Source organism: Salimicrobium flavidum, assembly GCF_900156645.1.
GTDB classification, from domain to species: Bacteria; Bacillota; Bacilli; order Bacillales; family Halobacillaceae; genus Salimicrobium; species Salimicrobium flavidum.
The window spans coordinates 583,061-598,323 of the sequence record NZ_FTOC01000001.1 but is presented as its reverse complement, the minus strand read 5'-3'; the positions used below and the strand labels follow the sequence as shown (position 1 = coordinate 598,323).

At 46.7% G+C, this 15,263-nt stretch carries 13 protein-coding genes; 12 read left to right on the top strand and 1 reads right to left on the bottom strand.

Annotation, left to right across the window (positions count from 1 at the left end):
• Positions 1-12: 12 nt before the first annotated feature.
• Positions 13-519, bottom strand: coding sequence for a diaminobutyrate acetyltransferase (gene ectA / locus BW944_RS03040; protein ID WP_076556858.1), 507 nt, complete (start codon positions 517-519; stop codon positions 13-15).
• Between the two features lie 312 nt (positions 520-831).
• Between ectA and BW944_RS03035 the strand changes: the two genes are divergently transcribed.
• From BW944_RS03035 to dapF, 12 genes are all read left to right on the top strand, one after another.
• Positions 832-1,206, top strand: a complete 375-nt coding sequence (locus BW944_RS03035; protein ID WP_076556857.1) for a PH domain-containing protein — start codon at positions 832-834, stop codon at positions 1,204-1,206.
• 554 nt (positions 1,207-1,760) lie between these two features.
• Positions 1,761-2,666 carry a branched-chain-amino-acid transaminase gene (gene ilvE / locus BW944_RS03030; protein ID WP_076556856.1) on the top strand — a complete coding sequence of 302 codons (906 nt, stop codon included), beginning with the start codon at positions 1,761-1,763 and terminating at the stop codon, positions 2,664-2,666.
• Between the two features lie 369 nt (positions 2,667-3,035).
• Complete coding sequence (gene ilvB / locus BW944_RS03025) at positions 3,036-4,766, top strand: biosynthetic-type acetolactate synthase large subunit (protein ID WP_076556855.1); 1,731 nt, start codon at positions 3,036-3,038, stop codon at positions 4,764-4,766.
• Positions 4,763-5,284, top strand: coding sequence for an acetolactate synthase small subunit (gene ilvN / locus BW944_RS03020; protein WP_076556854.1), 522 nt, complete (start codon positions 4,763-4,765; stop codon positions 5,282-5,284). The genes ilvB and ilvN overlap by 4 nt, the downstream gene beginning before the upstream one ends.
• A gap of 19 nt (positions 5,285-5,303) precedes the next feature.
• Positions 5,304-6,329, top strand: a complete 1,026-nt coding sequence (gene ilvC / locus BW944_RS03015; protein ID WP_076556853.1) for a ketol-acid reductoisomerase — start codon at positions 5,304-5,306, stop codon at positions 6,327-6,329.
• Positions 6,322-7,863: a 2-isopropylmalate synthase gene (locus tag BW944_RS03010; RefSeq protein ID WP_076556852.1), complete on the top strand. Its 1,542-nt coding sequence runs from the start codon at positions 6,322-6,324 to the stop codon at positions 7,861-7,863. The genes ilvC and BW944_RS03010 overlap by 8 nt, the downstream gene beginning before the upstream one ends.
• A gap of 13 nt (positions 7,864-7,876) precedes the next feature.
• Positions 7,877-8,983, top strand: coding sequence for a 3-isopropylmalate dehydrogenase (leuB, locus tag BW944_RS03005; RefSeq protein ID WP_076556851.1), 1,107 nt, complete (start codon positions 7,877-7,879; stop codon positions 8,981-8,983).
• Positions 8,984-9,002: 19 nt separating this feature from the next.
• Entirely contained in the window at positions 9,003-10,415 is a 1,413-nt protein-coding gene (gene leuC, locus BW944_RS03000; protein WP_076556850.1) for a 3-isopropylmalate dehydratase large subunit, read from the top strand.
• A gap of 4 nt (positions 10,416-10,419) precedes the next feature.
• A complete protein-coding gene (gene leuD, locus BW944_RS02995; protein WP_076556849.1) occupies positions 10,420-11,004 on the top strand; it encodes a 3-isopropylmalate dehydratase small subunit in 585 nt (194 codons plus the stop codon).
• A 140-nt stretch (positions 11,005-11,144) separates the two neighbouring features.
• Positions 11,145-12,167: an ABC transporter substrate-binding protein gene (locus BW944_RS02990; RefSeq protein ID WP_076556848.1), complete on the top strand. Its 1,023-nt coding sequence runs from the start codon at positions 11,145-11,147 to the stop codon at positions 12,165-12,167.
• A gap of 64 nt (positions 12,168-12,231) precedes the next feature.
• On the top strand, positions 12,232-14,253 hold the full coding sequence (locus BW944_RS02985) for an iron ABC transporter permease (RefSeq protein ID WP_076556918.1): 2,022 nt from the start codon (positions 12,232-12,234) through the stop codon (positions 14,251-14,253).
• Between the two features lie 43 nt (positions 14,254-14,296).
• Entirely contained in the window at positions 14,297-15,259 is a 963-nt protein-coding gene (gene dapF, locus BW944_RS02980; protein WP_076556847.1) for a diaminopimelate epimerase, read from the top strand.
• Positions 15,260-15,263 lie beyond the last annotated feature (4 nt).

Below are 15,263 nucleotides of genomic sequence, written 5' to 3'. Positions count from 1 at the left end.
TATAAATCCTCCTTATTGTTTATCAAGTGGTCCGATACGGAATGTCAATTCTTCTTCGTGTTCATCTCCGGGGAATAATTCTTTGTTGAAACATGGGGTAACAGTGCAAGTAACATCATTTTTGTCGGCAAATCCTTTAAAAAGGGCACTGGATGCATCATTGGAAGGGGTCACTGTCGCTTCGAGGTAACGTACTTCATTGCTGATTGTACGATTCGTCAATTCTTTCAACAGTCCTGTTGCAATCCCTTTACCACGTTGATCTTCACCTATACCTATTTGCCATACGAAAATGACGTCAGGCTTTTCCGGGGGAATAAATGCTGTTACAAATCCGACGAGCTTGCCGTCTTCTTTCGCTGTAACGCACGTTTCCTGGAAAAACTCGCACATCATTATATATTTGTAAGGGGAATTTTGATCGAGGGTAGATTCATTCACTAACTCCCACATTGCAGCTCCATCTTCTACGCTAGGTTTGTCGTAGATGATCTCCGCTGTCTTGGTAGCTGTTTTCATCAGAATAATTGGCCTCCTTTGGCTAACACTTAAAACTGATTTTGTGCTCTCTTACGAACACGTTTATAATGATAGCCATTATTCAGAAATATATCAAACGAGCTTAATCGTTATGAGTATAGATAAATAAGCAAAGCTTTACTTCAGCTTCAGTTGAATATAAGTTGCTTTCCAATTACTTGTGATTAGTACGTTATACATCAAAATCCTTAGGATATGCTATTTGATTTTTCTGAGAGGACGTGTTAAACGCGCCCGTAACGGGGATATATTGTATAAGATTAATCAACAAGAGAAAAGGAGATGAGGAATATGGGATTTTTGGATAACTTGATGGGAAACGCCTCTGAAGTGGACTTATCCAAACTTGAAGAAGAACTTGAAGATATTCTGGTAGAAGGAGAAACGGTCGCCCGGGGGTATAATGTCTATCGCGATCTTTTCCTGTTTACTGATAAACGTCTATTACTTGTAGATAAACAGGGCGTGACCGGAAAGAAAGTGGAATATCACTCCGTTCCTTATAGAAGTATCGTCCATTTCAGCGTTGAAACCGCCGGGACGTTCGATATGGATTCTGAACTGACAATTTGGTTGAGCGGGAACCAGGAGCCGATCAGAAAGCAGTTCAAAAAGGGAAATAGTATAGCTGATGTGCATAAAGCGCTAGCCACCTATACATTATAATCCCCGGGAACAAAAGATCCCGGTTGAAAGGAGAGCTATCCTTCAATCGGGATCTTTCATTTAGAAAAGATAAACATGACTCAATTGAGTAGTGTGTAGATCCAGAAAATATAGCGAGTAAATTCAATGGTAGAAACACGGAATCAAGAGCAGTATATTTTTCGTGTGAGAAGGGAGTGGCGCGACTTTTAGTCCAGGAGAAATCGATGGAAACGGTGCATCGATTCTTTTATTTTTTAAGATAAAAAAGAAAAAAAGAAAAGCTGCTTTTCCCCTTTAAACCAATGGTGACAACAATGGAAGCGCTTTACTCAGTTTTGACTATTTTAAGTGTTCTGAAAAATTGCATAATAGCTGTTGACCTTTGTCCTAAAGCGTATTAAAGTTATCATCAATAAGCATTTCGTACTCGTCGGAGCGAGGCGAATTGTTTGGAAAAGACCTCTTTTCTTGACCCTGAAAAATCTATTTAAAAATAGTGATCAGGGTCCCCTTTAAAAACTGATAAACAATCAATGACGAATAAAAAATATTGATAGAAAGGAGTGCTAAGGATGAGCAGCCAATGGATATTTTTAAGCGGCGAATTCGTAACGAAACAGGAGGCATCGATCTCCGTTTACGACCACGGTTTCCTATATGGAGACGGGGTGTTTGAAGGAATTAGAGCTTATGAAGGAAACATCTTCAAGCTTGATGAACACCTCGATCGATTATATGACTCGGCAAAGTCGGTCATGCTCGATATTCCCTATGATAAGGAGGAATTAGAGCAGATTATCGCTGAAACGATCCGCAAAAATGAATTGGAATCAGCGTACATCCGGGTGGTCGTCTCCCGAGGCATCGGAGATCTCGGCTTGAATCCTGTCTCCTGCTCTGAGCCGCGACTGGTTGTCATCGCAGAAGCACTTTCTTTATTTCCTAAAGAACTTTACGAAAGAGGAGTTCGCCTCGCTACTGTAGCAAGCCGTCGAAACAGACCTGATGTTCTTTCACCCCAGGTGAAATCGCTCAACTACCTGAACAATATCCTCGTCAAGATGGAAGCGAACCAGGCCGGGGTCGATGAAGCACTCATGTTGAATGACCAGGGTTATGTTACCGAAGGATCTGCCGATAACGTATTCATCGTGAAAAAAGGTAAAATTTTCACTCCACCGGTATATCTCGGAGCCCTTGAAGGGATTACGAGAAACGCTATTATAGATATTGCGAACGAATTGGGATATGAAATGGTGGAACAGCCTTTCACGAGACACGATGTCTATGTAGCCGATGAAGTATTCCTCACCGGAACAGCTGTAGAAGTGATCGCAGCTGTAGAGGTGGACCAAAGAGCGATCGGTGACGGGGAGCCGGGCACCATCACGAATCATCTATTATCAGAATTTCGCAAGATGACGACTACAGATGGATGCAGTGTATATCCATCGAACAATGAAGTGCAAGTTGGATGAACCATATAATGAACACGATGATAGGAAGAAAGGTTTAAGATCACGTATTCACAGAGAGTCAGGGTTGCTGGAAGCCTGGCATTACGTCTTAATCCGACATCGTCCTTGAGTGCTCACACTGAAAGGGAATCTTAGTAGGTGGAGCCGGGTGTCTGTCACCCGTTATCAAAAGGAGCAGAAAAACCTGTTCCAGGAGGCAAAGCATACGCTTTGCAAAACGAGGGTGGTACCGTGGAAAGAATAACCTTTTCGCCCCTTTTTCCGAGACATTCCGGCAATTTTTGCCTGAAAAACAACTTGGAGAGGGATGAAAAGGTTTTTTTGTTTATTAAAAGATAAGATATCATGAACGACAGGAGGATGATGAACATGAGAGCGAGTGCAGAGCCGAAACCGACAACAGACACGAAGCCAATAGTGAAAACGGGGGCCGATCTGCTGGTGGAGGCGTTGATCGATCAGAAGGTGGAGACTATTTTCGGTTACCCCGGAGGAGCGGTGCTTCCTATATATGATGCACTATACCGGGCCGAGGGAAGCTTTGATCATGTTCTTCCGCGACATGAGCAGGGAGGCATACACGCAGCAGAAGGGTATGCGCGTGTATCCCGGAAACCGACCGTAGTAATCGGAACATCAGGCCCTGGAGCTACAAATCTGATTACCGGAATCGCGGATGCCATGATGGATTCGTTACCCCTGGTCGTCTTTACAGGCCAGGTTGCCAAGAGTGTCATCGGGACAGATGCCTTCCAGGAATCGGATGTGATGGGAATCACGACACCGATAACGAAACACAACTATCAGGTGCAGGACCTTGAAGACCTTCCCCGTATCGTGAATGAGGCGTTTCACATCGCCTCCACCGGACGTCCGGGGCCGGTCGTGGTTGATATTCCTAAGGATATATCGGCGACTGTATATGAAAAAGATGTGCAGAGTGAGTTCCACTTGCCAGGATATCAGCCGACCATCAAACCGAACCCATTGCAGATCAATAAACTGCGTGAAGCTCTACTCATTGCCAAAAAGCCTGTAGTTCTTACCGGAGCCGGCATTCTTCATGCTGGAGGCTCTGAAGCATTGAAACAGTTCGTTGAAAATTATGATGTTCCTGTAACTTCGACCCTTCTCGGACTTGGGGCATTTCCTGGCGATCATCACAGGTTCTTAGGGATGGCAGGAATGCACGGGACTTACGCTGCCAACATGGCACTTTATGAATGTGACCTTCTTATCAATATCGGAGGACGCTTCGATGATCGGCTGACTGGTAACCTGAAGCACTTCGCGCCGAATGCGAGAGTCGCTCACATCGATATTGATCCAGCGGAAATAGGAAAGAACGTACCGACTGAAATACCGATCGTATCAGATGCGAAGAGAGCGATTGACAAGCTGAATGAACTCGAACCGGCTGCACTCGATCATCAGGAATGGATGGAGAAGCTGGAGAACAATAAACAGAACTACCCATTGTGGCACAACGAGTCGGAAGACGTGATTCTTCCTCAGTATCTGCTCAGAAAAGTCCATCAGTTCACCAAGGGAGAAGCGGTAGTGACCACTGATGTCGGTCAGCATCAGATGTGGGCAGCTCAGTATTATACCTTCAATCGTCCTGATCGGTGGGTTACTTCCGGAGGTCTCGGAACGATGGGCTTCGGTTTTCCGGCAGCGATCGGCGCACAGATTGCAGCGAAAGATTCTACAGTAGTCGCCATTGTCGGAGACGGTGGCTTCCAAATGACGATGCAGGAAATGTCCCTGCTTCAGGAAAGAGGACTTCCGGTCAAGATTCTCATCGTCAACAACCAGGCGCTCGGCATGGTAAGACAGTGGCAGGAGAAATTTTACGATGAACGCTATTCCCACTCCATCATTGAGACGCAGCCTGATTTTGTGAAATTGGCGGAAGCATATGGGCTTCACGGCTATAAGATGGAAAGTGTGCAGGAGATAGATGAAAAACTGGATGCTATTCTGAATAATGATAAACCGGCGATAATCGACTGCCGTGTTGTACAGTTGGAAAATGTCTATCCGATGATTGCTCCCGGGAAAGGAAGCCATGAAATGATAGGAGTGATGAAGCCATGAGACGAATAATCACCGCCACGGTCCACAACCGGAGCGGCGTACTGAACAGGGTGACCGGCCTACTTGCCAAACGGCAGTTCAATATTGAGAGTATCTCGGTCGGCAGGACGGAAACAGAAGGAGTTTCCAAAATGACATTCGTCGTGGATGTCGAGGATGAACGGAAACTCGAGCAGCTATCGAAACAGTTGAACAAACAGATCGACGTCATCAAAGTATCCGACATCACAGACAAGCAGATAGTGGCTAGGGAACTTGCGATGATCAAGGTTCTTACCACTCCCCAGCAACGGGGAGAGCTTCAGGCGATCATCGAACCCTTCCGTGCTACCATCATTGATGTAAGCAAGGAAAGTATGACCGTCCAAATCACCGGAGACTCGGATAAAGTGGATGCTTTAATTGAGCTCTTAAGGCCTTATGGTCTGAAAGAACTGGCGCGTACAGGCGTAACAGCCTTTACAAGAGGACAACAGCGCCAGCAGACAGAAATGAAACCTTATTCCATTTTAAATTAATTAGAGGAGGATGTTTATTATGACAACAGTTTATTATCACAACGATATCGATGCAGAGGTACTACAGAATAAAAAGGTCGCCGTGATCGGGTACGGTTCGCAGGGTCATGCACATGCACTCAACCTGAAAGAGAGCGGTTTTGACGTAGTGGTAGGTCTTCGTAAAGGGAAGTCCTGGGAGAAAGCAGAGCAGGACGGTGTGGAAGTGAAAACAGTGGCGGAAGCGACGAAAGTGGCGGATGTCATTATGGTACTTCTCCCGGATGAATATCAGCCGGCGATTTTCGAAGAACATATCAAACCGAACCTTGAAGCAGGAAACGCTTTGGCGTTCGCACACGGTTTCAACGTACACTTCAACCAGGTCGTTCCTCCATCGGACGTGGACGTCTTTCTCGTAGCACCGAAAGGACCGGGACATCTCGTTCGCCGTACTTTCGAAGATGGAGCAGGGGTCCCTGCACTGATCGGTGTCGAACAGAATCCGTCCGGCCAGGCGAAAGATATTGCTCTAGCATACGCTAAAGGCATCGGCGGCGGCCGTGCCGGAGTTCTTGAAACAAGCTTCCAGGAAGAGACAGAAACGGATCTTTTCGGGGAACAGGCCGTACTTTGCGGCGGGTTATCCAACCTCGTAAAAGCAGGTTTCGAAACATTGACTGAAGCAGGCTATCAGCCGGAAGTCGCGTACTTCGAATGTATGCATGAACTGAAACTGATTGTCGATCTAATGTATGAAGGCGGTCTTGAGAATATGCGTTATTCTGTTTCCGATACAGCACAGTGGGGTGACTTCGTTTCCGGTCCTCGTGTCGTGAATGACGAGACGAAAGACCGTATGAAGGAAGTACTTGAAGACATCCAGACCGGTAAATTCGCAAAAGGATGGATTCTCGAGAACCAGGCGAATCGTCCGGAGTTCCAAGCGATCAACAACCGTGAAAACAACAGTCAGATTGAAGAGGTGGGTCGAGAGCTTCGTAAGTTGATGCCATTTGTCAAAGGCAAATCCGAAAAGGAAAAGGAAGTGGTGAACAATGGCTGATGTGAAAATTTTCGACACAACTTTGCGGGACGGGGAACAGTCTCCGGGTGTGAACTTGAACCGGTTGGAAAAACTGGAAATCGCTAAGCAACTGGATCGCTTTGGTGTAGATATTATGGAGGCCGGTTTTCCGGTCTCCTCCACCGAAGATTTCGAATCGGTGAAAGAAATCGCCCAGACGGTCAAGAATGCTTCGGTTACCGGACTTGCCCGTTGTCATCATAAGGATATAGATGCTTGCTGGGAAGCGTTGAAATATGCAGCTGAACCTCGCGTTCACGTGTTTTTGGCCACTTCCCCGATCCACATGAAGTACAAACTTATGAAAACCGAAGATGAAGTGATCGAGCAGGCTGTAGATGCTGTGAAATATGCGAAGGAACGTTTCACTCATGTAGAATGGTCGGCAGAAGATGCCTCCCGTTCAGAGATGGGTTTCCTCGTACGCATCATCGAAAAAGTGATCGACGCAGGAGCTACGGTCATCAACCTTCCGGACACTGTCGGTTATACGACACCTGCGGAATACGGAGCGATGTTCCGTCATATCCGGGAAAACGTTCCGAATGTGGATAAAGTGGACCTTTCCGCTCACTGTCACGACGATATGGGGATGGCGGTCAGTAACACCATCGCTGCCATCGAAAACGGAGCTACGCAAATCGAAGGCACCATCAACGGTATAGGCGAACGCGCCGGAAACGCTGCGATTGAAGAAGTTGCGATCGCTCTTGAGATCCGTAAAGATTATTATAAGAAAGACTTGAGCATCAATTTGAAAGAAACGAAGCGGACAAGTGATCTAGTATCACGTCTTACCGGTATGGCTGTACCAGGGAACAAAGCAGTTGTCGGAAGAAATGCTTTCGCGCATGAATCAGGCATTCACCAGGATGGAGTACTGAAAAACGCTTCCACGTATGAAATCATCACCCCATCCATGGTAGGAATCGATTCAAACAGTCTTGTACTCGGAAAACATTCCGGACGTCATGCGTTCACGGATAAAGCTGAGGAGCTCGGCTTTCACAATCTTCCGGAAGATAAATTGAAGGATGCATTCGCTTCGTTCAAAGATTTGACCGGCAAGAAGAAAGAAGTGACGGATGAAGATATCTTTGCGATTCTTACCGATAAACAGACGGAAATGGGAGACTTGCCTCAATACAAAATGCATGCATTCCAGGTGCATTATGGCAACTTGAGCCGTCCTACAGCTACTGTAATGTTGACGCGTCCGGACGGGGAAGAAGTCGAGAAAGCTCAAACAGGAGAAGGTAGTGTGGAAGCTCTTTATAATACCATCGACGAATTGGTCGACGAAGCTATACACCTTGAGGATTATCAGCTCAGCTCCATCGGCCGCGGCCGTGACGCATTGGCTGAAGTTCATGTACAGATGACGATCAATGGTGTGAAATCATCAGGAAGAGGATCGGCCCAGGACGTATTAGAAGCATCGGCTAACGCATTCTTGAATGCAGTGAACCGGACGCTTTACAAACAGAACCGCGTACCTGTCAAAGAAGCATAAGGAGGGGACCTTGATGAACAAACATATCGTGTTGTTGCCGGGAGACGGCATCGGAAAAGAGGTAACAAAAGCGGCTCGCCTCGTATTAGAGGCAGTTGCAGAAAGAAACGGGCATAATTTCACATTCGAGGAACAACTAATAGGTGGAGCGGCGATTGACGAGGCAGGCACCCCGCTTCCTGAGAAAACAGTGGCAGCTGCAAGGAAAGCCGATGCTGTACTTCTTGGAGCCGTCGGTGGCCCGAAATGGGATCACCTGCCCGGAGCTGAGCGACCGGAGAAAGGGTTGCTTGGAATAAGAAAACAACTCGGTCTGTTTGCGAATCTCCGTCCTGTGAAAGGATTCAAACAATTGCTTCATGCTTCTCCGTTAAAGCAGGAAGTAGTAGAGAACAGTGATTTACTCATCGTCCGTGAACTGACGGGCGGCCTGTATTTCGGACGGCCACAGGAACGAACAGAGGACGGCAGCGGTGTCGTGGATACGCTGCAATATACAAGGAAAGAGATTGAGCGTATTGTGGAAAAAGGTTTTGAAAGTGCCAGCAAACGGCGGAACCATTTGACCTCTGTAGATAAAGCGAATGTTCTTGAGTCGAGCCGAATGTGGAGAGAAGTAGTCGAGGAGAAAAAGGAAAAATATCCTGATGTCGAAGTTGATCATATGCTGGTCGATGCCGCTGCAATGAAGCTGGTCACCAACCCTTCATCTTTTGACGTTATCGTAACGGAGAATATGTTCGGTGATATTTTAAGTGATGAAGCGAGCGTTCTGACAGGATCACTTGGACTGCTTCCTTCTGCAAGTCTCAGAGAAGATGGTACAGGACTGTTTGAACCGGTACATGGATCCGCTCCTGATATTGCAGGCGAGGATAAAGCGAATCCATTGGCGATGATTCTATCTACAGCCATGATGTTGAAACACTCCTTTGGAATGGAAAAGGAAGCCGATCACATTGAGAAAGCTGTGCAGGAAGTTCTGGATGCAGGTTATCATACGGCTGATTTGTCTATAATGAATGGGATAGAACATGGATGCAATGACATGACGAGAAAAGTAATTGAACAGATTACTTCAGAAGACACGACAGCTAATATTATGCGCTGTTATGCGTGAGGGGAAGGAGAGAACTGGCATGAACCAACCGAAAACTATCATTGAAAAAATTTGGGATAACCACGTCGTACACCAGGAGGAGGGAAAGCCGGATCTCCTCTATGTCGACCTTCATCTTGTCCATGAAGTAACTTCACCTCAGGCGTTTGAGGGGCTTCGTATGAATGACAGGAAAGTACGTCGTCCTGATTTGACTTTTGCTACGATGGACCACAACGTACCTACGATCCATCGTAACGTCATCAAAGATGCGATTTCTAAAAAGCAGATGGAGAAACTAGAGGAAAACTGTGAGGAATTCGGAGTTTCTCTGGCTGATATCCATCACCCGGACCAGGGCATCGTCCATATCATCGGTCCTGAGCTCGGGCTGACACAACCAGGGAAAACGATCGTTTGCGGTGACAGCCATACCTCGACCCATGGAGCTTTCGGAGCCCTTGCTTTCGGTATCGGTACCAGTGAAGTGGAGCACGTTCTTTCCACGCAGACACTATGGCAGTCCCCGCCCCAGACCCTTCAGGTCAAAGTGAATGGAAAACTTGGGACTGGCGTAACAGCGAAAGATCTTATTCTTGCGATTATCTCCAAATTCGGTGTCCGTTTCGGCACCGGGTACGTTATGGAATATACGGGGGAAGCTATCCGTGACCTGTCGATGGAAGAACGGATGACTATCTGTAACATGTCGATTGAAGGCGGAGCGCGTGCCGGATTGATCAGTCCCGATGAAAAAACGGTTCAGTTCGTGGAAGGTCGTCGTCACGCACCGAAAGGCGAAGATTTTGAGCAGGCTAAACAAGAGTGGCTCGCTCTTGCCACGGATGAAGGAGCGACGTACGATTCCACGGTGGAAATCGATGCAGATGAAATCGAACCTCAGGTATCGTGGGGGACGAACCCATCACAGTGTGTCCCTGTATCTGCAAAAGTCCCGGACCCAGATGAAGTCGAAGATGATTCGGATAGTGTACGCCGGGCTCTTGAATATATGGGACTTGAACCGAACCAGCCGATCGAATCTATCGAACTTCAACACGTATTCATCGGCTCCTGTACGAATTCCCGTTTGGCTGATTTGAGAAAAGCTGCAAGTATTGTGGAAGGACGTACAGTTCATGAAGGAATTCGCGCTATGGTTGTTCCTGGTTCATTCGCTGTGAAACAACAGGCGGAAGAAGAAGGGTTGGACAAAGTATTTACAGAAGCCGGATTTGAATGGCGTTCTGCCGGTTGCAGTATGTGTCTCGGTATGAATGACGATATTGTCCCTCCAGGTGAACATTGCGCTTCAACGTCGAACCGTAACTTTGAAGGGAGACAGGGGAATGGTGCCAGAACCCACCTCGTCAGTCCTGAGATGGCAGCTGTGGCTGCAATAGAAGGTCACTTTGTGGACGTTCGTAAATATGACCAGCTGGTGAAAGGGTGATAGTATGGAAGCATTCGTGAAGCATACCGGTCTTGTGTATCCTTTGAACCGGACCAATATCGATACCGACCAAATCATACCGAAGCAATTCCTGAAGCGTATTGAACGTCAAGGGTTCGGCAAGTTCCTGTTCTATAATTGGCGTTATGATGATGATGGTAATCTGCGTGATGATTTTTCACTGAATTACCCCGAGTACGAAGGAGCTTCTATTCTGATCGCCGGAGAAAATTTCGGCTGCGGCTCTTCCCGGGAACATGCGCCCTGGGCGATTCAGGACTACGGTTTCCGCGTTGTGATCGCACCTAGTTTTGCTGATATTTTTTACAGCAACTGTTTCAAGAATGGAATCCTCCCCGTGCCGCTTTCCGGAGAAGAAGTGCAGCAGATTATAGAGCATGCTGAAAAAGAGACGTACCATCTCATTGTGGATCTTAAGAGTCAAAAAGTATACGATGAAAATGGATGGTCCGCCTCTTTTGAAGTGAGTGAGTATCATAAAAACATGCTTCTGAACGGGTGGGATGAAATTTCCGTTACGCTCAATTATGAGGATGCCATTTCAGCATTCGAAGCCTCCCGTGATTAATGGAAGAACTTCCCTGTAATAAGGGGAGTTCTTTTATTTGATAATTGAGAATGATTTTCATTGACTTTCATTGAAATCTCATATACGATAACCTTATAATGAGAATCTTTATCAATTACATACATGAAGGGGAGAGAATCATGAAGAAGATATGGCTACTTGCTATCCTTACTCTATTTGCGCTAGTTTTAACTGCATGTGGAGGTAATGAGGAGCAATCAGAAGAAGGTACAGAAGATAATGAAAATACGGAAGAAAGCGGTAGTTCCGAGGATACCCGTACAGTGACGATTGAAGATGCCACAGGAGAGAAGACGATCGAAGGGACTCCTGAAAACGTAGTCGTTCTGGAGTGGACGTATGCTGAATATCTTCAGGCCCTTGACATGGAGCCTGTAGGTGTAGCGGATAAAGAAGGCTTCGGTAACTGGGTAGATACCGGGATTGAACTTGGAGAAAACGTAGAGGATGTAGGGACTCGTCAGGAACCGAACCTTGAAGCTATCTCCCGACTCGATCCTGACCTGATTGTCGGTGTTCAGTTCCGTCATGAAGGAATCCAGGAACAACTGGAGGAGATTGCGCCGACTGTGATGTTTGCTCCTTACTCTGAAGAGAGTGCTCAGAATCAGATGGCTGCGATGAAATCAGAATTTGAAACGATGGGTCAGATCCTCGGACAGGAAGAGGCAGTGAGCAAAAGACTGGATGAGATGAACTCACATTTCGAGGAAGAAGCCGGGCGCCTTGATGAAGCCGGAGTAGGTGATATCAATTACATCATGACTCAGGCGTTCACGGCCCAAAACACGCCGACGCTTCGACTCTTTACAGATAATTCGATGGTAGCGAATGTGATGGGGGAATTGGGCCTTCAAAACGCCCATTCTTCCGAAGAACTTGAGATTTACGGGTATACGGAAACGACCGTAGAGACGTTACAGAATTACCAGGATTCACATTTCTACTACATCGTGCAGGAAGATGATAATATCTTTTCGAACCAGCTGGCTGGGAATCCTGTATGGGAAGAACTCGATTTCGTCCAGGAGGGCCGGACCTATCAGATGCCTGGGGATACGTGGACATTTGGCGGACCGATCTCTGCTGAGAAATTGGCCACTCAGGCTGTAGATGCTACAATTGAAGGAAATGAGGAATAAACGGATAAGACGCGCATAATCATGCGCGTCTTTCTGTTAATAGATGAAGGAATGAATGGTTATGATGATAAACTGGAAAATAGCATGGAAAACTCTCCTTACTTTCGGGGGAGGTTTATTTCTATTAGTGATGCTTACATGGATACATATCAACCAGGGGAACGTTACTATCCCTGTACTTACTGTGCTTGAAGCTATCTTTTCTCCTGAGGATACTCTTCAGCATCACACTGTTAGAGTGTTGCGTCTTCCGCGAGCGGTGATGGGAATAATAGCAGGTGGGGCTCTAGCCGTTTCCGGTGTAGTTCTACAAACGGTGACGAAGAACCCTCTATCTTCAGCGAGTACTCTTGGTATTCATTCAGGAACATATTTTGCTGTTGTTGTAACGACTATCTTTTTTCCGTTCGCATTATTCATGAACGGAATAGTCACTGCTTTTCTTGGAGGCGTAGGGACGTTTGTGATTGTTTATGTTCTCTCCGGGGGCAGTAATGCAACGCCGGTTCGAATGGTGCTTGCAGGGATGATCGTTACGTTTCTCTTTTCTTCCCTCACGAGCGTACTGCAAATTTTCTATGAGAATGAGAGCCAGGGTTTGTTTTTATGGGGATCGGGGACTTTAGTGCAAAATAGCTGGGGAGGGGTACAATTCGCTCTTCCAATCATTGCTGCTTCTTTCTTCATCGTGCTGGTATTTGCGAGGAAATTAGACACGCTGATGCTTGGGGACGAGGTTGCTACAGCGCTTGGACAAAATGTCAGGACTGTCAAGTTTGTCACAATCATACTTAGTGTCTTATTGACTTCAGTAACAGTGAGCGTCGTTGGTCCTATCGGCTTTGTCGGTCTTGTAGCCCCTCACATCATTAAGCTTATCGGATTTCGTTCCCATACATCACTGCTCTTTGGTTCTTTTTTATGGGGAGCCAATGTCCTACTTATGGCAGATGTGCTGGCTCGTTTCATAGACCCCTCGTTTTCTGAATTACCGGTGGGGGCGATTACAGCTTTGATAGGCGCACCGTGGCTCATCTGGCTCGTGCTTCGCATGAAACGGAGTGGTTTGTCTGAAGGAGGTGCTGTTATGGCGGGCTCCTCTCTTGTACAAATACGCCTTCGAGTGCTGCTTCCGATATTTGCATCTCTTGTATTGTTGGTTGTTTTCGTCAGTATGTCTACAGGTAATTATGGCTTCGATCCAGGACAGACGATAGCTGTTTTTCAGGGGACGGCAGAGTCGTTCATACAAACTTTCATACTTGAATTACGTCTTCCCCGTGCTATCGTAGCATTTGCCAGTGGAGCCATTCTGGCGGTCAGTGGTCTTATCTTCCAGGGGGTGCTCCGTAACCCGCTCGCAGATCCCTCTGTAATCGGAATTACTTCAGGGGCGGGAGTAGGCGCACTTATGACGATGTATGTATTTTCCGTTTCTGCTGCCTGGATACCGCTCGGTGCTATGGTAGGAGCTATTGTGTTTTTCTTCTTTGTCATGTTCCTGGGAGCTAAGATGGAATTTCAACCTACGATGCTTGCTCTTCTCGGTATCGGTGTCAGTGCTTTTGGTCAGGCTATCATCCAAATCCTCGTCGTAAGAGCGGATATGGGGGTAGCGTCAGCCCTTACCTGGTTATCTGGGACCACCTACGCCACTGGCTACGGGGAACTTTTTTCATACTTGATATGGCCGATCATTCTGCTCATACCGATTCTGTTTTTCTATATTAAAAAGCTGGACGTGCTAGCTCTCGGTGATGATACTGCGAAAGGATTAGGGCTTGACGTTCGCTCGGTCCGGTTTCAGATGGCATTGATTGCTACCCTACTTGCTGCTAGCAGTGTGGCAGCTGTCGGATCAATCGGGTTCATCGGGTTGATCGCTCCTCATGCGGCACGCTTGTTTGTAGGGACGGTGAATCAGCGTCTTCTCCCCGTAGCGATGATGATAGGAGGACTTTTGCTGGTGGTTGCTGATCTGTTCAGCCGTACGCTCCTGGCTCCGGCGGAGATTCCGTCCGGTATTCTGGTAGCTGTTCTTGGCGCCCCTTATTTCCTATGGCTGATGAAGCGTAGGGCAGCCTGAATATGATATGATAATAAAAAATGCTGGTGGGAGGTTTCTTATAGTGAATATTCCGTATATTAAATGTCACGGCTCCGATAATGACTTTCTTATGATTGATGAGAGAAAATTGGAAAGCACTTTGTCGGATGAAGAAAGAGAAGAGTTGGCTCTTCTTCTTTGTGACCGTCTGGAGGGAATTGGGTCAGATGGTATTTTGTTTATTCTTTCGAGCGATAAAGCGAAGGCAAGAATGAGAATGTTCAATTCAGACGGATCAGAAGCTGAAATGTGCGGCAACGGTCTGCGCTGTGTGGCGAGGTATGTAATCGAAGAGTCCGGGGAAGAAAAAGTCGATATTGAAACGGAAAAAGCTGTTCTGGCAGTTGAGAGAGTGGGGGAAATTTATGAGGGGATCGATACATTCTCTGTTGCCATTGAACCGGTATCTTTACGGACCGAAACATTGCCGATGAACTGGACGAATGAACAGGCAATCGAAGTATCCATCAAGGAATTGACTGATCAACAAACCTTTACAGCTCTGAGCGTACCAAACCCACACATAGTTTCTGTCGTTGAGGATTTTGAAGAAGAGACGCTTGAGACAGTCGGACAAAAAGCGAATAACCTCCCCGGGATTTTTCCCGGCGGCGTGAACGTGAGTTTTGTGAAACCGATTGACAAGAACAGAATTTTTGTACAGACGTATGAACGGGGCGTAGGTCTCACTAACGCTTGCGGAACAGCTATGTCCGCTTCGAGTATTGTATCTGTCCTCGTTTCGGGTAACGACAAAGAGACACCGATCACGGTCATGAACAAAGGTGGAATGGTCAATTGTATTGTTCATGAAAACGGGGAGTATCGTGTTGAACTTCAGGGTAATGCTACTTATGTGTACGAAGCTGAACTCGAGGTCGACATCTCTTCCCAATCTTTCGAGGAATCATTCAGAGACGTACACAAAAATGAGAATGAACGTTATGAAGAATTGAGAACGTATGCCAAATCTCAAGGGAGGTAAGGAA

Excerpts from the sequence above, each read along its gene's own strand:
- leuB (WP_076556851.1), top strand. The coding sequence starts at position 7,877 with ATGAACAAACATATCGTGTTGTTGCCGGGAGACGGCATCGGAAAAGAG.
- ilvB (WP_076556855.1), top strand. The coding sequence starts at position 3,036 with ATGAGAGCGAGTGCAGAGCCGAAACCGACAACAGACACGAAGCCAATA.
- BW944_RS02985 (WP_076556918.1), top strand. The coding sequence starts at position 12,232 with ATGATAAACTGGAAAATAGCATGGAAAACTCTCCTTACTTTCGGGGGA.
- BW944_RS03035 (WP_076556857.1), top strand. The coding sequence starts at position 832 with ATGGGATTTTTGGATAACTTGATGGGAAACGCCTCTGAAGTGGACTTA.
- leuD (WP_076556849.1), top strand. The coding sequence starts at position 10,420 with ATGGAAGCATTCGTGAAGCATACCGGTCTTGTGTATCCTTTGAACCGG.
- ilvN (WP_076556854.1), top strand. The coding sequence starts at position 4,763 with ATGAGACGAATAATCACCGCCACGGTCCACAACCGGAGCGGCGTACTG.
- ectA (WP_076556858.1), bottom strand. The coding sequence starts at position 519 with ATGAAAACAGCTACCAAGACAGCGGAGATCATCTACGACAAACCTAGC.
- ilvC (WP_076556853.1), top strand. The coding sequence starts at position 5,304 with ATGACAACAGTTTATTATCACAACGATATCGATGCAGAGGTACTACAG.
- BW944_RS03010 (WP_076556852.1), top strand. The coding sequence starts at position 6,322 with ATGGCTGATGTGAAAATTTTCGACACAACTTTGCGGGACGGGGAACAG.
- leuC (WP_076556850.1), top strand. The coding sequence starts at position 9,003 with ATGAACCAACCGAAAACTATCATTGAAAAAATTTGGGATAACCACGTC.
- BW944_RS02990 (WP_076556848.1), top strand. The coding sequence starts at position 11,145 with ATGAAGAAGATATGGCTACTTGCTATCCTTACTCTATTTGCGCTAGTT.
- ilvE (WP_076556856.1), top strand. The coding sequence starts at position 1,761 with ATGAGCAGCCAATGGATATTTTTAAGCGGCGAATTCGTAACGAAACAG.